This window comes from Stenotrophomonas sp. YJH_SMC_110, assembly GCF_059369255.1.
Window position 1 is genome coordinate 169376 of the sequence record NZ_JCAFSM010000006.1, and the last position, 17784, is coordinate 187159.

General features: G+C 68.6%; 15 protein-coding genes. 5 read left to right on the forward strand and 10 right to left on the reverse strand.

What is annotated here, in order from left to right:
* Positions 1-95: 95 nt before the first annotated feature.
* From AC5P6H_RS13060 to AC5P6H_RS13080, 5 genes are all read right to left on the reverse strand, one after another.
* Positions 96-1358 carry an RNA polymerase sigma factor gene (locus tag AC5P6H_RS13060; RefSeq protein ID WP_495202729.1) on the reverse strand — a complete coding sequence of 421 codons (1263 nt, stop codon included), beginning with the start codon at positions 1356-1358 and terminating at the stop codon, positions 96-98.
* 45 nt (positions 1359-1403) lie between these two features.
* Positions 1404-1760: a DUF1428 domain-containing protein gene (locus AC5P6H_RS13065; protein ID WP_111205908.1), complete on the reverse strand. Its 357-nt coding sequence runs from the start codon at positions 1758-1760 to the stop codon at positions 1404-1406.
* A 23-nt stretch (positions 1761-1783) separates the two neighbouring features.
* Positions 1784-2194, reverse strand: a complete 411-nt coding sequence (locus AC5P6H_RS13070; protein ID WP_495202730.1) for a VOC family protein — start codon at positions 2192-2194, stop codon at positions 1784-1786.
* 36 nt (positions 2195-2230) lie between these two features.
* Positions 2231-2653 carry a VOC family protein gene (locus tag AC5P6H_RS13075; RefSeq protein ID WP_014645772.1) on the reverse strand — a complete coding sequence of 141 codons (423 nt, stop codon included), beginning with the start codon at positions 2651-2653 and terminating at the stop codon, positions 2231-2233.
* 67 nt (positions 2654-2720) lie between these two features.
* Positions 2721-3134: a YciI family protein gene (locus AC5P6H_RS13080; protein ID WP_014645771.1), complete on the reverse strand. Its 414-nt coding sequence runs from the start codon at positions 3132-3134 to the stop codon at positions 2721-2723.
* A gap of 737 nt (positions 3135-3871) precedes the next feature.
* On the opposite strand from AC5P6H_RS13080, the gene AC5P6H_RS13085 reads away from it, so the two are divergent.
* On the forward strand, positions 3872-4279 hold the full coding sequence (locus AC5P6H_RS13085) for a YciI family protein (protein WP_012479004.1): 408 nt from the start codon (positions 3872-3874) through the stop codon (positions 4277-4279).
* On the opposite strand, the gene AC5P6H_RS13090 is transcribed toward AC5P6H_RS13085, so the two are convergent.
* On the reverse strand, positions 4257-6338 hold the full coding sequence (locus tag AC5P6H_RS13090; RefSeq protein ID WP_495202731.1) for an NHL repeat-containing protein: 2082 nt from the start codon (positions 6336-6338) through the stop codon (positions 4257-4259). The two genes, AC5P6H_RS13085 and AC5P6H_RS13090, sit on opposite strands and share 23 nt — an antisense overlap.
* Before the next feature lie 165 nt (positions 6339-6503).
* Here AC5P6H_RS13090 and AC5P6H_RS13095 point away from each other — a divergent pair, with 165 nt between their 5' ends.
* Entirely contained in the window at positions 6504-8024 is a 1521-nt protein-coding gene (locus tag AC5P6H_RS13095; RefSeq protein ID WP_495202732.1) for a hypothetical protein, read from the forward strand.
* A gap of 66 nt (positions 8025-8090) precedes the next feature.
* Here AC5P6H_RS13095 and AC5P6H_RS13100 read toward each other — a convergent pair whose 3' ends face one another.
* A complete protein-coding gene (locus tag AC5P6H_RS13100) occupies positions 8091-8867 on the reverse strand; it encodes a lytic transglycosylase domain-containing protein (RefSeq protein WP_049406906.1) in 777 nt (258 codons plus the stop codon).
* A 162-nt stretch (positions 8868-9029) separates the two neighbouring features.
* Positions 9030-10403: a D-serine/D-alanine/glycine transporter gene (gene cycA / locus AC5P6H_RS13105; RefSeq protein WP_032962245.1), complete on the reverse strand. Its 1374-nt coding sequence runs from the start codon at positions 10401-10403 to the stop codon at positions 9030-9032.
* Positions 10404-10633: 230 nt separating this feature from the next.
* Between cycA and AC5P6H_RS13110 the strand changes: the two genes are divergently transcribed.
* The gene (locus AC5P6H_RS13110; protein ID WP_075076829.1) at positions 10634-12250 is read left to right on the forward strand and encodes an EAL domain-containing protein; all 1617 of its coding nucleotides are present in this window, start codon (positions 10634-10636) and stop codon (positions 12248-12250) included.
* 218 nt (positions 12251-12468) lie between these two features.
* Here the strand turns inward: AC5P6H_RS13110 and AC5P6H_RS13115 are convergent, their stop codons facing one another.
* Both AC5P6H_RS13115 and AC5P6H_RS13120 read right to left on the reverse strand, forming a co-directional pair.
* Positions 12469-13653 (reverse strand): MFS transporter, encoded by a 1185-nt coding sequence (locus AC5P6H_RS13115; RefSeq protein WP_014645765.1) that lies wholly within the window; start codon positions 13651-13653, stop codon positions 12469-12471.
* Entirely contained in the window at positions 13650-14828 is a 1179-nt protein-coding gene (locus tag AC5P6H_RS13120) for a serine hydrolase domain-containing protein (protein WP_111207064.1), read from the reverse strand. Before AC5P6H_RS13120 ends, AC5P6H_RS13115 begins: the two co-directional genes overlap by 4 nt.
* Before the next feature lie 231 nt (positions 14829-15059).
* Here AC5P6H_RS13120 and AC5P6H_RS13125 point away from each other — a divergent pair, with 231 nt between their 5' ends.
* Together AC5P6H_RS13125 and AC5P6H_RS13130 are read left to right on the forward strand one after the other, a co-directional pair.
* Positions 15060-15959 (forward strand): LysR family transcriptional regulator, encoded by a 900-nt coding sequence (locus AC5P6H_RS13125; protein WP_014645763.1) that lies wholly within the window; start codon positions 15060-15062, stop codon positions 15957-15959.
* A gap of 211 nt (positions 15960-16170) precedes the next feature.
* A complete protein-coding gene (locus tag AC5P6H_RS13130; RefSeq protein WP_445392124.1) occupies positions 16171-17778 on the forward strand; it encodes an ATP-binding cassette domain-containing protein in 1608 nt (535 codons plus the stop codon).
* Positions 17779-17784 lie beyond the last annotated feature (6 nt).

Here is a 17784-nt window from a genome sequence, read left to right on the forward strand (position 1 = left end):
TCGGTCAATACGCACGGATCGCGGACGCTGATGCGTCCGCTGGGCGCGAAACATAGCCGCTCAGGCGGCCGGCGACAAGTGCTGCCTTTGTCGGCTCAGTCCGTGGGGGGCAGGCCCGCCCGTTGCCGCAGCAGTCCGCGCTCGGCCTGGTTCTGGCTGAGCCGAGCGGCCTGGCCAAAAGCGTCACGTGCGTCCTGCTCACGCCCCAGTGCCTGCAGCAGCTCGCCGCGCACCACCTGCAGCGGCGCGTAGTCGCGCAGGCGCGGATCGACCAGCAGTGGCTGCAGTTGTGCCCACGCGGCGAAGGCACCGTCGCTGCGCAGGATCGCCACCACCCGGTTCAATGCCACCACCGGCGAAGGTTGCACCTGCAGCAGCTGTGTATAAAGCGCAGCAATACGCGGCCAATCAGTGGCGTCAGCATGCCGCGCAGCCGCATGGCAGGCCGCGATGCGCGCCTGCAGCACGTAGGGATCCTGGTCGCCACCGATGGCCAATGCGCGCGCCAGCACCTGCTGCCCACGTTCGATCTGCAGCCAATCCCAGCGCGCGCGGTTCTGCTGGTCCAGCAGCACCAGCACCCCCTGCGCGTCCACCCGTGCCGCTGCACGCGAGGCCTGCAGTTCCATCAGCGCCAGCAGGCCCAGTACCGGCGGCACCGGCAACCGATGCGCCAGGATGCGGGCCAGCCGCAGCGCTTCCTCGCACAGCGCCGGGCGCATCCAGTCATCACCGGCACTGGCCGCATAGCCTTCGTTGAACACCAGATAGATCGCCTCCAGCACCGAGGCCAGGCGCTCCGGCATCGCCTCCGCGCGCGGCACTTCATAGGGCACCTGCTTCTGCGCCAGGGTGCGCTTGGCGCGCACGATGCGCTGGGCGATGGTCGGCTCCGGCTGCAGGAACGCACGCGCGATCTCGATGGTGGTCAGGCCACCGAGCAGGCGCAGGGTGAGTGCCACCCGCGCATCGGCAGGCAGCACGGGATGGCAGGCCACGAACATCAGCCGCAGCAGGTCATCGCCCAGGTCGTCCTCCAGGGCCTGGCTGTCATCCGGCGCCGGCAGTGCCGCCGGATGCAGTTCATCGCCCCATTGCGCGTGCTGCTGCGCCACCCGCTGGTGCTGGCGCAGCACATCGATGGCACGGTTGCGCGCGGTGGTCATCAGCCAGGCTCCGGGGTTGTCCGGGATACCCTGCTCCGGCCAACGCTCCAGCGCGGCCAGCCAGGTGTCCTGGGCCAGCTCCTCGGCACGGCCGACATCGCCACCGAGCAGCCGCGCCAGGCGCGCAATCAGCACTGGCGACTCCATCCGCCAGAGGGTTTCCAGACGCTGCGTCAGTGCGGGCTCGAGCATGCGCCGATCACAGCACGCACGCCCGGCCCGCACAAGCGCCGCAGCTCACGCTTCAACAATCGGCTTGAAGCCACCCCAGAACATGCGCCGGGTATCGAACGGCATGTCCTTCGGGCCCAGCGACGCCAGCCGTGGGTCGGCCAACACCTTTGCGTTGATGCGGTCGCGTGCCGCGCGCGAGCGGAACACCACGAAGGCGACGATCACCGTCTCGCCCGGTTTCGCCTTGACCGCGCGCGGGAACGAGGTGCTCTTGCCCGGCTCCACATCGTCGGCCACGCATTCCATGTACTGCAGCGCGCCATGGTCCTTCCACACCGCACCGGCCTTGCGGGCAAGGCGACGGTAGGCCGCCACCTTGTCCTGCGGGCACGGCAGCACGTAAGCGTCCACGTAAGCCATGCGGGTTCTCCCTGCGGCGGCCGTCAGCCCGGCTCGCCGTCCATGTGTGCGATTTCCCAGAGATGGCCATCCAGGTCCTGGAAGCCACGCTGGTACATGAAACCGTAGTCGCGCGCGGGCTGCGGTTCACTGGCGCCGGCCGCCAGAGCCTTGTCCACCATCACGTCCACCGCCTTGCGGCTGTCCGCCGACAGGCAGGTGATCACCTCGGTCTGGCTGCGTGCGTCGGCGATCGGCTTGTTGGTGAACTGCTTGAAGAACGGCTGGGTCAGCAGCATCACGAAGATGCTCTCGCTGATCACCATGCAGGCGGCATCGTCATTGGTGAAGGTCGGGTTGAAGCTGTAGCCCAGCGCTGCGAAAAAGGTCTTGGACGCGTTCAGATCCTGCACGGGCAGGTTGACGAAGATCATCTGCGGTTGCGGTGCACTCATCGGTGAAGCTCCTTGTGGATGAAAGAAAGAGAGGAATCAGGGCTGCTTCATGCAGTTGACCATCCACGGCTTGCCATAGCGGTCGACCAGCATGCCCCAGCGGTGCGCCCAGAACGTTTCGGCGATCGGCATCTGCACCTGGCCCCCCTCGGCCAGCGCGGCAAACACGCGTTCGGCTTCTTCGATGCTGTCGACATCAACATTGATGGTGGTCGAGCCACCCTCGCCGCCGCCGGGGCCGTCGGCCGCCATCACGATGGCGTTGCCGATCTCCAGCTGGCTGTGGGCGACGTGGTCCAGGGTTTCCGGCGGCATCTCGTTGCAGCCCGGCGAGCCATCGGAGGGCGGCATGTCGCGGTATTTCATTTCCGAAGTGACCTGGCCACCGAGTGCCTTGGCGTAGAACGCCATCGCCTCGTGGGCCTGGCCGCTGAAGCCGAGGAAGGGAATCAGTCTCATGGCAATACTCCGTGATGTGGTTCAGGGCGGTAGCGCCGGGTCGTGCCCGGCGTGGAGATGAATCGGGTCAACCTTCCAGCTGTGCACGCAGACGCTGTTCCTGCTGCTGTAATTCGGGGGTGAAGGCTTCACCGAAGTCTTCAGCGGAGATCAAGGGACGCAGTTCGAGCGTGCCGCCACTGCCGAACGGCGCGCGGCTGGCCCATTCAACCGCTTCGTCCAGCGACCGCACCTCCCACAGCCAGAAGCCGGCGATCTGTTCACTGGCAGGACCGAACGGACCGGCCTCGACCTGGGGTGCCCCGCCGCCGAAGTGAATGCGACGGCCGCGCTGGGTGGCGTGCAGGCCTTCACCGGCCAGCATGATGCCGGCGGCCACCAGTTGTTCGTTGAAGGCGCCCATTTCGGACAGTTCCTGTTCGCTGGGCATGCGGCCGGCTTCGGAGTCGGCGTTGGCCTTCACGATCACCATCACTTTCATTGCGGTCTCCCGTGGGGACGCGTGGTGCGTGCCCTTCATTGGGTACAACGAACCAGGGGGCTGGGAATCGACACGTCCTCTGAAAATTATTTCTTCCGTGGAAAGCGCGCCTTCGGCGGAGGTCGGCGAACGGCGGAGCCCCTCCGTGGTGGGTTGGGTTGGTCGCTGAAAGCGCGGGTTCATGGGTTTGGCCGGGTGGGTAGGCGGGTCGGGGGACGCCGTAAACCCATCCATGGGGGCTTGGCCGCGGCATCCATGCCGCGGACACCCCCGCCCCGCCTACCCACCCGGCCCTGAACAGTTTCCTGCCTCCGGTACCCACCACGGGAAGATCAAGAGAAAAGGCAACAGCAACAGCAAAAGCAACAGCAAAAGCAAAGGCGGTTGGCTGGCGGGCTCGGCTTTGCGAGCAAAGCGACCCGCTTTTGCTCTTGCTTGTTGATTTCCCGTGGTGGATCGGCCGCCGGAATCTGTCTGGGGCCGGGCGGGTGGGGTTGGCGGGGTATCCGCGCCGTGGATGGCGCGGCTAAGCCTCCAGGGACGGATTCACGGCGTCCCCGCCAATCCCGCCCGCCCGGCCCACCCTCAGGAAACCCGCTTTCAGCGACCCACCCACCCCACCACGGAGGGGCTCCGCCGTTCGCCGATCGCCCGCCGCAGGCGGCTTTTCGCGCTGCAGCATGCCGGCGGGCAAACCTGCGCCATCATGGACACCCCGCCCCCGCCAGGACCGTCCCATGCAGCAGTACCTGCTTCTGATCTATATCGAGCCTGCCCTGCTGCAGGCCCTGCCCATCGAAGAATTCAACGCGCTGATGCGCGACTGCCTGGCCCACGCCGACAAGCTGCAGGCCGAAGGCACGCTGCTGGCCGCGCAGAAACTGCAGCCGGTCGACACTGCACAGACCCTGCGCGTGCGTGATGGCAACAGCCGTGTTCTCGATGGCCCGTTCGCCGAAACCCGCGAACTGCTGGCCGGCTTCAACCTGATCGTCGCCCGCGACCGCGACGAAGCCATGCGCATCGCCCGCGACTTCCCGTGGGCGCGCTTCGGCAGCATCGAAGTGCGGCCGCTGGAAGACATGGACGCCGAGCGCGAACGCTGCGGCGCCCCGGCTGCGGCTATGGCAGCAGCCGTACCCTGATCTCGCGCGGGCCGACGCCTTCGTTGCCGCTGTAGTCGCGCACGCTGGCGCGCACGATGTACTCGCCCGGCGGCAGCGCCGCCGGCTGCCAGCGCCCGGTTTCCATCAGGCCGTCGCGCACGGTGTTGGTGGCCAGGTAGCGGAAACGGGTGACCGCGCTGCCATGCACGGTGATGCCGCTGTCCGGTGCGTAGGCCACGCGCACCGCTTCCTTCTGCGGCGGCATGCGGTTGAACACGATGTTCCAGCGCGGCTGCTCGTAACCCTGCAGCGGCTGCCCAGCGGCATCGAGGATCTGGTAACCGACCTGGTACATGCCCAGGCGGCGGCGCGGCAGGTTGTTGTCGACCTGGTCCCAGGCCTCGACCACGATCTGCACGCCGCGGCCCTGGCGCGCCACCATCACCACGCCATCGCTGCCGGCGGCCATCGGCTGGTCGTTGTCGTCCAGCAGGGCCACATCGGTGATGCGCGGCGCGAAGTGGTCGGCGTAGCCCTGGAAGCCCAGCGCCACCGCGTTGGTCTCGAAGCCGCCGGTACCCACCGCCAGGTGCACGTGCGCCTGGTTGTTGATGCTGCCCAGGCGGTCACCGACGTGGATGCGCATGCCGCGGCGCACGCGCATCCGCTCCAGCCTGCCCTGCTCGTCGTACAGCGCCTGCCAGCGCGCATCGTAGGGTTCGTCGCGCGGGGTGCGGCCGACCCGCATGTGGATGTACTTGAGGCGATCCACGACCAGGCCCTCGGCCTGCTCACCCAGGTTCCAGGCGGCCACCGGGCTGCTGATCTTGCCTTCGGCGATCGCCAGCACGGTCTGGCCCACATCACCGCGCACGTCGAAGCCGCCATGCAGGTGGTGGCGGCTCTCACCGGTGAAGTTGCCGCGCACCTCGCCCAAGGTGCCGACCACTTCGTGCCAGCCGTCCTGCGGTGCCAGCGGCCAACGGCCCCCGGTCTTCGGCAGCGCGGCATCGGCAGCCGGGCCGACCAGTGCCGGTGCCGGCAGGTCGCCCACCGGCAGCGGGCGCAGGCGATGCAGGCGGTAGCTGGCGGCGTCGGCCACCAGCACGCTGCCATCGGCATCCAGCGTCAATCCGCTGGGGCGGGCCAGGCGCGGCAGGCGGCCATTGCCGACCAGCGCGATCTGATGGCCCTGCGGCGTCACCTGCACGATGCGGCCATCGAGATCACCCACGTACAGCACGCCGTCATGGGTGGTGGCCAACGACAGCGGCCCATTGATCACGCCACCGGCGGCGACCACGGTGCTGACCGTACCATCGGCACCCACCCGGCGCACGGCGTTGTTGAACAGGTCGGCCACCAGCAACGCGCCCTGCGCGTCGAAGGCCAGCGCCACCGGCGTATCGAAGCGCGCAGCGGCGCCCACGCCATCGGCAAGGCCCGGCCGATCACCACCGGCCAGGGTGCGCACGCTGCCATCCGTACCGATCACCCGGATGCGATCGTTGAACGTATCGGCCACGTAAACCTGGCCCTGCGCATCCACGGCGATGCCCATCGGCGCATCGAAGCGGGCCTGTGCGGCAGGGCCGTCGGCGTGGCCCTGTTCGCCACCGGCCAGCGTGGTCACCTGGCCATCGGTGCTGATGCGGCGGATCGCATGGTTGCCGGTGTCGGCCACATACAGGTTGCCCTGCGCGTCGGCGGCAATGCCCGAAGGCGTGTTGAAACTGGCCTGCAGTGCAGGGCCATCGACGCGTCCCTCGCCCTGCCCGGCCACCGTTTCAACGCGGCCATCGGGAAGGCGGCGACGGATCCGGTTGTTGTCGCCGGCATCGGTGAAATAGACGCTGCCATCGGCACTGCGCAGCAACGCGTACGGATCGGCGAAGCGTGCCTGCGCGGACGCGCCATCGCGGTCACCCGGGTGGCCATCGCCGGCCAGCGGTTCGATCTGCGCGGTCCACGCCAACGGCGTTGGAACCGGACCCACCGGTTCAGCGAGCGTATGCAGCGGTTTCTCCCACCAGGTTGCGGCCAATGCCACTACCGTCGCCAACGCTACGCCTGCCGCCATCCATTGCCACCGTGCCATCGTGCTGCGCTGCCTGCCTGCTGTCTGAAGAGGCACCGACAATAGACGCTGCGCGTGCGATCCGCCACGGCCGATTGTGCGGCTGAACGCCAGAATTCGCTTCGTCGTGCTTGTCCTCGCTGGCTGCAGCAGGTTCAATGCGGTTCCCACGGATGGAGATTCTCCATGCCCCGCGTTCTCCCGCTCACCGCCCTGCTGCTGGCCGCATTGGCCAGCACATCCGCCACTGCTTCGATCACGGTGGCGCCGCAGAAGCCGTCAATCACCGCCGATGCGATGCACCAGACCTATGCCACGCGCTGGGATGAGGCCATCCAGCAGTCACGCAGTGGCAACACGCTGGGCGCGCTGATCAGCATGGAACGGCTGATGGAGGATCCCCTGCTGGACGACTTCGATGCCGAGCATCGTGGCCGCGCCTCGCAGGTCGCTGGCTGGACCGCACTGATGCAGAAGAAGCCGGCCCTGGCCCGCCGCTACCTGCAGCGGGCGCAGGAGGCCCTGCCGGAGGATGCACAGATCCTGCTTACCCAGGTGTCGGTGGAACTGTCGGACAACCAGCCGGCCGCAGCCACCACCTTCCTGGTGAAGGCACTGCAGCATGCCGACGCGCCGCTGCCGGTCGATCACCACGCCATCAACTACCTGCAGTACCGCCTGCGTGACCAGCCGATGAAGCGCATGGACCTGCTGCAGGCGCTGTTTGACAACGGCTGGAAAAGTGCCGGCCTGGAACCCACCGGGCTGTGGCTGACGCTGGCCACGCTGCAGGCCGACAATGGCCGTGGCGACGGCATTCCAGCCACGCTGGCCCGCATCGACAGCCCGGCCGAGATCATCCGCCTGCGCAGCGACAAGCGCTTCGACCGTTATGTCGATCGCGGCGATGCGCGTTTCGATCCGGTGCAGGCGGCGCAGCGCCACCTCGATGAACTGCGCGTCTCCGGCCTGCTCGACCGTGCACTGGACGCGCGCATGGCCGAGTTCAGCACCACCCTGCTCATGCTGGACCGCAACGAGGAAGTGCTGTCGTTGACCGAAGGCATGGCCGGTGCCGCGAGCAACGGCGAATCACCTGCCGCCGCCGAAGCGGAATGGGTGGCCTGGCTGCTCAACAGCCGGCTCACCGCACTGCGCCGGCTGGGCCGCACCGATGAGGCACTGGCCACGGCGCAACAGGCCCAACGCATCGGCGCACTCGGCCCGGATGGTGTCGAGCACCAGATGAATGTCGGCTTCGTCTTCAGTTCGCTGGGGCGCATGCAGGACGCTGCGCAGGCAGTGAATGACATGCCGGGCCTCGCCGGCTACGGCAAGGCCGCGCAGGCGCTGCTGCAGTTCGCCGCCGCCCGCGAGCGTGGTGATGCCAAAGCGCGCGAAGCGGCACGCGCGGTGATCCTGGCCCAGCGCGAGGATGCCCGCCTGTTCCATCGCGAAATGCTGCTGGAGGAAGGCAACCTGGACGGTGCCGCCGCCGTGCTGATCGAACAGCTGCGCTCGCCCATCGAACGCGGTGAAACCCTGGCCAGCCTGCAGGACATGCGCACGTATCCGTCATTGCCGGGTGATGTGCGCATCGATGCCGCGTGGCGTGCACTCAAGCAGCGTGCCGACGTGCAGGCCGAGGTCGCCCGCGTCGGCCGCATTGAACGCTACGACCTGGTCAGCAGCTCCACCTCGCGCTGAGCAGCTTTTGTGTAGAGCCGAGCCGATGCTCGGCTCTACAACGCCACGTGCAGGCGGCACCGTCCGCTAGCGCGCCGGCACCTCGGTGCGGATGCCCATCGCTTCGCGGTAGCGTGCGTACAGCGCCATCACCTTGTCCACGTAGGCCAGGGTTTCGGCGTAGGGCGGCACGCCCTTGTAGCGGGTGACCGCACCGATGCCCGCGTTGTAGGCAGCCGCCGCCAACGGGCGGTCGCCGTTGTAGCGGCGCAGCAGCGCGCGCATGTAGCGCGCGCCACCCTCGATCGACTGCTGCGGCGAGAACGGATCGCTCACCCCGTATTCCTGCGCGGTTTCGGGCATCAGCTGCATCACGCCCTGTGCGCCCTTGCTGGATACCGCCAGCGCGTCGAAATTGCTTTCGGCGTGGGCGATGGCACGCAGCCAGGCATCATCGACGCCGGTGGCCCTGGACGCGGCCTTGAACTGCCTGGCGTGCTGCGCCAGCTGCGGCGTGCCGACCTTGCCCAGGCCTTCGTGCGCCGGCTCGCCTGGCGGCGTGGCCACGGTGAACTTCAGGAACACCCGCGAGCCGGGCAGGTTGCGCGTGGAGTAGACCAGCGCCCCGTCCTGTTCGCGCTCGTACAGCACGCCGCTGAACACGCCCATGTTGCCCCACAGGTTCGGGGTCTGGACGGCGTTGTCGTCGATCTCCTTCGGCGTGCACCGCGATCCCGGCTCCGGCGCGGTGGCCAGGCTGACGGTGTTGCCCTGCACGCAGCGGTAGACGGTGCGCGCGGCGGCCAGCCCGGGCCACAGGCTGGGCAGCAGCAACAGCGCGAGCAGGACGGGGCGAGGGGACATGGCGGCCGGATGATCCGGCCGTGCCCGCTAATGTTGGGTGAATGGGGGCCGGCAGGGCTGCGTCCTGCACCCGTGGTAGTGCCGGCCGCTGGCCGGCAACCTCCCGCGACCTGCCGGGGTCAGATCCCGTTGCTGAGCAACGGGATCTGACCCCACTTCGGATCACTTCGCGGTCCTCCGACGCACCCAATAGCCCACGCCCAGCAGCACGAACCACGCCGGGCTGGCGATCAGCGCCTGGCGGGTGTCGCCCTGCAGGCTCAGCAGCACCAGCACGGCGGCGAAGAACACCAGGCAGGCCCAGCACATCGCGACGCCGCCGGGCATCTTGAAGATCGATGCAGCATGGCGCTCCGGATAGCGACGGCGATAGGCCATGTAGGCCACCAGGATCAGCGACCAGACGAAGATGAACAGCACCGTCGCCAGCGTCGTCACCAGGGTGAAGGCGGTCACCAGGTTGGGAATCAGGTAGATCAGCAGCGTGCCGCCCAGCAGGCACAGGCACGAGAACAGCAGGCCACGGGCCGGCACTGCGGCGCGCGACAGTTTCGACAGCCCGCGCGGGGCGTGGCCCTCTTCGGCCAGGCCGTACAGCATGCGGCTGGTGGAGAAGATGCCGCTGTTGGCCGAGGACGTGGCCGAAGTCAGCACCACGAAGTTGATCAGGCTGGCGGCGGCGGGAATGCCGGCCAGCACGAACAGCTGCACGAACGGGCTCTTGTCCGGCACCACCTGGCGCCACGGGGTGACCGCCATGATCGCGATCAGCGCCAGCACGTAGAAGATGATGATGCGCACCGGGATCGAGTTGATCGCCTTGGGCAGGTTGCGCTCGGGGTCGGCGGTTTCGGCGGCGGTGGTGCCGACCAGCTCGATGCCGACGAAGGCGAACACCGCAATCTGGAAGCCGGCGAAGAAGCCGACCAGCCCCATCGGGAACATGCCACCGTCATTCCACAGGTTCGACAGCGACGCGGTGTGGCCGCTGGGTGAGGTGAAGCCCCACGCCACCAGCCCGGCGCCAGTGATGATCAGCGCGCAGATCGCCACGATCTTGATCAGCGCGAACCAGAATTCCATTTCGCCGAACAGCTTCACCGTCACCAGGTTCAATGCCAGCAGCAGCATCACGCAGGCCAGCGCCGGTTTCCAGGCTTCAAGCCCGGGGAACCAGAACTGCGCGTAGGCGGCAATGGCGATCACATCGGCGATGGCGGTGACGATCCAGCAGAACCAGTAGGTCCATCCACAGAAGAACCCGGCCCACGGGCCGAGCAGGTCGGTGGAGAAATCGATGAAGGATTTGTACTGCAGGTTGGACAGCAGCAGTTCGCCCATCGCGCGCATCACGAAGAACAGCATCGCGCCGATGATCAGGTAGACGAAGACGATGGAGGGGCCGGCCAGGCTGATGGTCTTGCCCGATCCCATGAACAGGCCGGTGCCGATGGCACCGCCGATGGCGATCAGTTGCAGGTGGCGGTTGGACAGGCTGCGGCGCAGGTGCTCGGGGGGCGTTGCGGGCTCGGTCATGGGCGCGGGCAAAAGGGGCGGGCGAAGCATTCGACGGTAGTCCTCCGCGGCGCCGAGCGCCAGCGCCAGACGGACCCATTGCGTCAAAGCGGGCCGCTTTCACCACAATGTGACCGAATACCGTATTGATCCCATTCCGCCCGGCCCGGCGCCATGCTCAGATAGCCGCACCTGCCCAAGGACCGGCCCACCATGCGCCCTGCCCCGCCCGCCCCGCTGGAGCCCCGGCCATGAGCCGGCTGCGCGTCATCATCGGCGGCACCGCCCTGGCCCTGCTGGCCGCTGCGCTGCCGATCGCGGTCATGGCCTACGCCACCTGGGACCGCGCGATCAGCGTCGAACAGCAGCGCCTGCGCGACATCGCCGATCGCACCCTGCGCCGCTCCGACCTGTCCTACCAGGAAGCGCTGGCGGCACTGAAATCGGCCGAGGCCGGCGCCTACGTACCCTGCAGCCCCGAACACATCCGGCGCATGCAGACCCTGGTGATGACCACCCCATCGATCGACCAGATGGGCTACTTCGAAGGTGGCAAGCTGCGCTGCACCTCGTGGGGTCCGTTCCTGTCCGATGTGGATCAACCCACGCCGGACCACGTCACCAGCGATGGCGCAGGCATTGCAGTGGATGTGCGCCCGGAAATCAGCGGCCGCCGCCAGGTGCTGGCGGTCCTGTATGGGTCCTACGACGCACTGGTGGACCCGCGCCGCTTCGTCGATGTCATTGCCGACCCGAACGTGCGGCTGGCGCTGGCCAGCCCCGATGGACGCCTGCTGGCCAAACAGCCCGGCCTGGATCCGGACCTGCTGCAGGCACTGCTGCGCGACCCCGGCGAAGGCCTGGATCACGCCACGCTGTTCGCCACCGCGCGCAACGAGGAATGGCTGGCCATCGCCACCACGCCGCGCACCGCGCTGGCCGCCGCCTTCCGCCAGCAGGCATGGCTGTACGTGCCGGTCGGCCTGCTGCTGGCCGCCGCCGGGGCCGGCCTGGTGATCTGGCTGTCGCGGCGCCGCCTGTCGCTGCGCGGTGAGCTGGCCACCGCCATCCGCCGCCGCGAGCTGTACCTGCATTACCAGCCGATCATCGAACTGGACACCGGCATCTGCGTCGGCGCCGAGGCGCTGGTGCGCTGGCAGCGCCCGGATGGCACCCAGGTGCGGCCGGACCTGTTCATTCCGCTGGCCGAAGAGGCCGGCATGATCGCCGACGTCACCGACCTGGTGATCGAGAACGTGGTGCGCGACATGCGCGAGCTGCTGGTGGCCGACCGCAGCGCGCACATCGCGATCAACCTCGCCGCCGAAGACATCAGCAGCGGCCGCGCCCTGAAGATGATTTCCCGGCACATGGCCGGCAGCGGCATCCTGCCGCAGCAGATCTGGATGGAGGCCACCGAACGTGGCTTCCTCGACCTGGACCGCGCGCGCACCATGCTTGCCGCCGCCCGCCGCGCCGGCCACAGCGTGGCGATCGACGATTTCGGCGTCGGCTTCTCCAGCCTGCAGTACCTGCAGCAGCTGCCACTGGATGCGCTGAAGATCGACAAGTCGTTCATCGATGCGATCGGCACCGAAAGCGCCACCAGCCCGGTCACGCCGCACATCATCGACATGGCCAAGGAGCTGGGCCTGTGGGTGGTGGCCGAGGGCGTGGAAACCGAAGCGCAGCTGGCCTACCTGCACAGCCGGCATGTGGAATTCGGCCAGGGCTGGCTGTTCTCGCGGCCGCTGCCGCGTGATGAGTTCGTCGCCTTCCACCACAAGCGGCAGCAGCAGTACGGCGCTGCACGCGAGCACATGCAGAACCCGCGCAGCGTGCCGATCGAGCGTGAAGGGATCGAGTAGGACGGCCAACGGCAGAGCCCCTGGTGGTGGGTCGCGTACAGCTATCCCGGCGTTGGCCGGGACGGTCTCTGACAGGTTCTGGCGGCGGCCCTACCACGGAATCAACAGAAGAAAGCAAACACGGGTCGCTGCACTCGGTAGATCCACGCCATGCGTGGATGGCGCGGCCCACGGTAGTGCCGGCCGCTGGCCGGCACCGCATCATCGTTGAGCGCCGCCTACGCCCACGCCTTCGGCCGTGCCAGCAACCACGCGACGGTCACCGCCAGCAACAGCAGCGGCAACCATCCCAGCTGGCTCGGGCCGCTGGCCTGCAGCAGCACGCCGCCCGCCACGCCGCCGGCCGCAATGGCCAGGTTCCAGCCGGTCACCAGCATCGACTGCGCCAGGTCCGCAGCGGCGCCGGCGCGTCGTGCCAAGGCGGTCTGGAACAGGGTCGGCACCGCACCGAACGCCACGCCCCACAGGATCGTCGCCAGCAGCAGCGCGCTGGCCACGCCGGGCCATACCAGCAAGGCCAGCACCGGTACGATGAAGCCGATCACCGCCGCCCACACCAGCGCACGCAGGTGGCGATCCACGCCCCAACCAGCAATCCCGATGCCGGCAATCGCCGCCACGCCGAAGGCGAGCAGCAGCCGGTCCAGCCACGGGCCGGCACCCGCCTCCACCGCCAACGGTTCGATGTAGGTGTAGAGCACGTTGTGCGCCAGCACGTACAGCACCATCACCAGCAGCGCGCTGCGCACGCCCGGCATGCGCCAGACCTTGGCCAGCGACGCACGTTGACCGGCACCGGCCGCAGGCAGCGCCGGCAGTGCCCAGCGCGCGTACGCCAGCAGGCCCACGCCCAGCACGCTCATCAGCGCGAACGCCCAGCGCCAGCCGACCTGCTGGCCCAGCAACGTACCGGCCGGCACGCCCAGTGACAGCGCCAACGGCGACCCCACCATCGCCACCGCGATCGCGCGCCCCTGCAGCGACGGCACCACCATGCGTGCGGCATAGCCAGCCACCAGTGACCACAGCAGGCCACCGCTCACGCCGGCCAGGAAACGCGCAGCAAGGATCAGCGCATAGCTGCTGCTCAGCGCCGTCAACGTGTTGACCACCACGAAGCCGGCGATGGCCGCCAGCAACAGCGGACGCCGCGGCAGGCGCTGGGTCAACGCTGTCATCGGCAGTGCCGCCATCACCGAGCCCAGCGCATACACGCTCACCAGCTGGCCCACCGCCGCATCACTCACGCCCAGGCTGTCGCCCATCGGTCGCAGCACGCCGGCCGGCAGGGTCTCGGTCAACAGGGTGATGAAGCCGCCGCCGGCCAGCGCCAGCAGGCCCGCCCACGGCAAGCGTGTGGCCTCACCGGCCGGGCTGGCCGCATCGATGGCGTGGCCGCTCATCGCGCAGCCTCCAGGTCTGCATAGACCGCATCGCGCAGGTCATCGACGAAGGCACCATCCATGCCTTCGTACAGGGTGTTGGTCAGCGCCACCACGCTCAGCCCACGCGCCGGATCAACAAACCAGCTGTGCCCATAAGCGCCGCCCCAGCGCCAGGTGCCTTCGCGCTGCGGCGTGCCGCTGGCAGCGGCCTCGCGCAGTAGTGCAAAGCCCAGCCCGAAGCCCCAGCCGGCCGGTTCCGGCGGCCCCTGCTCGCCCACCTGCGGGCTGGCCATCTCTGCCGCCAGCGCGGGCGGCAGCAGGCCGGAGCGCTGCACGTCACGCAGCGCCTCCAGCACCGACATCACGTCATCGGCAGTACCCACCAGGCCGGCGCCGGCCGAAGCGAAACGGCGGGCATCGAGGGCACGCGCAAGGCTGTACTCGATGCCCACCGTTCCCTCGAACGGCGCGACCACCTCCCCTTCCTGCAGGCGATGCGGCTGCGGCGTGCCGCTCACGTAGGGCGTGGCCAGCCGTGCGGCATCGCGCGTGGCGAACGCGGTATCGCGCAGGCCCAGGGGGGCAGCCAGCAAACGCTCGAACAGCACCTGCAGCGTTTCACCGGTCGCCGCTTCGGCCACTGCACCGGCCACGTCCACGCCCAACGAGTACAGCCATTGGCTGCCCGGTTCGAACAGCAGCGGCGCCTGTGCGATACGGCGCACGTTCTCGGCCAGGGACACCGGGTTGGCGTCCATGCCATCGCTGACGCCGGCCCGGGCGTACGGTCCGTGCGCATCGGCTTCCAGGAAACGGTAGCCCAGCCCGCTGCTGTGGCTGAGCAACTGGCGCAGGCTGATCGGCGGCCTGCGGCCATCGGCCAGCGCCGGCCGGAAGTCCGGCAGCCAGCGCCGCACCGGCGCATCGAGGTCGAGCACGCCCTCGGCCACCAGGCGCAGGATCACCGTGCTCAACAGCGGCTTGCTGACCGATGCCAGCCGGAACAGCTGGTCGCGCTGCATCGGCAGGGCCGACTCGCGATCGGCCTGCCCGGTCGCGCTGGCATGGCGCAGCACGCCGTGCTCGCACACCAGCACCACCGCACCGACCAGGCGCGTCGGGTGGACCTGCTGCAGCAGCCGCTGCACCGAAGGCAGCATCGGTGCAGGTTCGAGGGAAAGAGCGGCATTCATCGCGGTGATCCGTGGGGAGAGGCCCGCCACGTTAGGCAGCACGGCGCGGTGCAAAAAGCCGGTTGCCGCTCCGGGCATCATGGACCGTGGAGTCCGCAATCGGCATGATGGCCGGAACTGCAAGGCCGCAACAGCAGGCGCCCCCCACCCTGCACCACAGTGTTGCGGTGGCGGCGCCGCCCGCCGTGATCACGCCGCCCCTACCCTGCCGCTTTCATTGCCCCTACGCCGATGTCAGTCCTGGACAATCTCGCCAACCTGCAGACCTTCGTGCACGCCGCCGACACGCGCAGCTTCGTCGAGACCGGGCGCCTGCAGGGCATCTCCGCATCTGCCGCCGGCAAGTGCGTTGCCCGGCTGGAGCATGCACTGGGCGTGCGCCTGTTCCACCGCAGCACGCGCAGCATCACGCTCACCGCCGAGGGCCAGCTGTTCCTGGCGCGCTGCCGGCGCATCCTCGACGAGCGCGATGCCGCACGCACCGAGCTGGCACAACCGCACGCCACGCCCAGCGGCACGCTGCGCATCAGCCTGCCGCTGGTCGGCGATCTCACCCTGCCGTTGATGGCCGAGTTCATGGCGGCGTATCCGGACATCCGCCTCGACCTGGATTTCAGCGACCGCCTGGTCGATGTCATCGAGGAAGGCTTCGATGCGGTGCTGCGCGTCGGTGAACCCAGCGACTCGCGGATGAACGCACGCCGGCTGGGGGTGTTCCCGCGCCGTGTAATCGCCTCGCCGGGCTACCTGCAGCGCCGCGGGGTTCCGCGCACGCCGGCGGAACTGATGCAGCACACGCTGCTGCACTATCGCTTCCCCAGCACCGGCAAGCTGGAGCCGTGGCCGATCCACTGGCCCGATGACGAAGCACCGCAGGAACTTCCGGTGCACATGGTGGCCAACACCATCGAAGCACGGGTGGCGCTGGCACTGCGTGATGTCGGCCTGGCCTTCGTGCCGGTGCACTCGGTGCGCGATGCGCTGGCCGACGGCCGCCTGGTCACCGTGCTGGAGGATCATGTCCACTCCTGCGGCACCTTCCACTTGTTGTGGCCCTCGGGCCGCCACGTGCTGCCGAAGCTGCGGGTGTTCATCGACTTCGTCGGCGCCCGGCTGGGTACCGTGCCGTAGATCCACGCCATGCGTGGATGCTTAAGGTCAGCCGAGCATGGCTCGGCTCTACCGCTGCACGCAACCATTCAGCCAGCGCCGCTATACTGCCCCCTCATTCCTCCAAGAGGCTCGCGACCAATGCGCCATTGATGCCGCCGTCTTCCCATCAGACGGCCTGACTCTTCCCGCCCCTGCGCGCAGGGGAGAACCCGGCATCCATGGAGGTCGCATGACCCCGCATTCCCTCACGCTCGATCGCGTGTCGTATCGACTGGCCGACGGCCGCCCGCTGTTTTCCGATCTGACGTTTTCCTTCGATCCGGTCGCCACCGGCCTGGTCGGTGCCAATGGCGCTGGCAAGAGCGTGCTCGCACGCCTGCTCGCCGGCCGGGTGCAGCCAGAGAACGGGCAGGTACGCGGCAGCGGCCGCGTGTTCCTGTTGCCGACGCCCGGCTATCCACCCGCTGGCACGGTCGGTGAACTGGCCGGCGTTGGCGCTGAACTGGCCGCACTGCAACGCATCGAAGCCGGCAGCGTGGACGAGGCCGACTTCGCCTGCGTCGGCGACCGTTGGGACCTGCGCGAGCGCCTGCAGCAGCAATGGCAGGCGCTACGGCTGCCCGACGACCTCGATCCCGCCCAACCCGCCGCGCGCCTCAGCGGTGGCCAGGCCATGCAGGTGGCGCTGTCCGGCGCCTGGGCCAGCGGCGCTGATTGGCTGATCCTGGACGAACCCAGCAACCACCTCGATGCCCGCCATCGCCAGCAGTTGTACGAACGGTTGCAGCAGTGGCGCGGCGGCCTGCTGGTGATCAGCCATGATCGCGAACTGCTGGCGCACATGCAGCAGATCGTCGAGCTCGACGCGCGCGGGCTGCATCGCTATGGCGGGCCGTGGCAGCACTACGCCGACGCGCGTGCCGCCGAACGCGAAGCGGCCGCAGCACAGCTCGACCACGCCCGCGCCCAGCACCGGCAGCAGCAGCGCAGTGCGCGCGAACAGCACGAACGGCAACAGCAACGCCAGGCACGTGGCAATCGCGATGCAAAGCAGGCCAACCAGGCGCCGATCCTGCTCGGCCGACAGAAACAACGTGCAGAGGGCAGCCACGGCCGCGCACAGCAGGTACAGGCCGAGCGCCTGCAGGCCAGCGCAGACCAGCTGCGCGCTGCAGCCTCGGCGGTTCACGCCACACCGGAGCTCGCACTGTTTGCCGGCGAGGGGGAACGCGGCAGCGCACGCCTGCTGCAGGCCGAGTCGCTGGTGCTGCCGCATGGCTGCCGCGCGCCGTTGCAGCTGGACATCCGCCGCGGCCAGCGCATCGCCGTGGTTGGTGACAACGGCAGTGGCAAGTCCACGCTGTTGCGCGTGTTGGCCGGCCAGTTGCCTGCACGCAGTGGCAACGTACAACGGCATGCACCACTGGCGCTGCTCGACCAGCAGTTGCTGGGGCTCTCCGGCGAGCGCAGCATTCTCGACACCGTGCAGGCTGCCAACCCGGCGGCCGATACCGGTGAACTGCGCACACGGCTGGCCCTGCTCGGGCTGGACGCGCAGCGCATCCAGCGTGCAGCCCATCACCTCAGCGATGGCGAACGGGTGAAAGGCGCGCTGGCCAGCGTGCTGTATGCCGCCCCCCCACCGCAGCTGTTGCTGCTGGACGAGCCCGGCAACGCACTGGACCTGAGCGCGTTGCAGGCACTTGAAGAACTGCTGGTGGCATGGCCGGGAGCGCTGGTGATGGTCAGCCACGACCGGCACCTGCTGCAGGCGTTGCAGCCGACGCAGGTGTTGCAGGTGAGCAGCGAGGGTTGGCAGTGGCGTGACGCCTTGTAGATCCAC

Coding starts and splice junctions, on each gene's coding strand:
- AC5P6H_RS13065 (WP_111205908.1), bottom strand. CDS start 1,760: ATGGCTTACGTGGACGCTTACGTGCTGCCGTGCCCGCAGGACAAGGTG.
- AC5P6H_RS13100 (WP_049406906.1), bottom strand. CDS start 8,867: ATGTCCCCTCGCCCCGTCCTGCTCGCGCTGTTGCTGCTGCCCAGCCTG.
- AC5P6H_RS13130 (WP_445392124.1), top strand. CDS start 16,171: ATGACCCCGCATTCCCTCACGCTCGATCGCGTGTCGTATCGACTGGCC.
- AC5P6H_RS13095 (WP_495202732.1), top strand. CDS start 6,504: ATGCCCCGCGTTCTCCCGCTCACCGCCCTGCTGCTGGCCGCATTGGCC.
- cycA (WP_032962245.1), bottom strand. CDS start 10,403: ATGACCGAGCCCGCAACGCCCCCCGAGCACCTGCGCCGCAGCCTGTCC.
- AC5P6H_RS13075 (WP_014645772.1), bottom strand. CDS start 2,653: ATGAGACTGATTCCCTTCCTCGGCTTCAGCGGCCAGGCCCACGAGGCG.
- AC5P6H_RS13060 (WP_495202729.1), bottom strand. CDS start 1,358: ATGCTCGAGCCCGCACTGACGCAGCGTCTGGAAACCCTCTGGCGGATG.
- AC5P6H_RS13125 (WP_014645763.1), top strand. CDS start 15,060: ATGTCAGTCCTGGACAATCTCGCCAACCTGCAGACCTTCGTGCACGCC.
- AC5P6H_RS13085 (WP_012479004.1), top strand. CDS start 3,872: ATGCAGCAGTACCTGCTTCTGATCTATATCGAGCCTGCCCTGCTGCAG.
- AC5P6H_RS13070 (WP_495202730.1), bottom strand. CDS start 2,194: ATGAGTGCACCGCAACCGCAGATGATCTTCGTCAACCTGCCCGTGCAG.
- AC5P6H_RS13080 (WP_014645771.1), bottom strand. CDS start 3,134: ATGAAAGTGATGGTGATCGTGAAGGCCAACGCCGACTCCGAAGCCGGC.
- AC5P6H_RS13115 (WP_014645765.1), bottom strand. CDS start 13,653: ATGAGCGGCCACGCCATCGATGCGGCCAGCCCGGCCGGTGAGGCCACA.
- AC5P6H_RS13110 (WP_075076829.1), top strand. CDS start 10,634: ATGAGCCGGCTGCGCGTCATCATCGGCGGCACCGCCCTGGCCCTGCTG.
- AC5P6H_RS13120 (WP_111207064.1), bottom strand. CDS start 14,828: ATGAATGCCGCTCTTTCCCTCGAACCTGCACCGATGCTGCCTTCGGTG.
- AC5P6H_RS13090 (WP_495202731.1), bottom strand. CDS start 6,338: ATGGCACGGTGGCAATGGATGGCGGCAGGCGTAGCGTTGGCGACGGTA.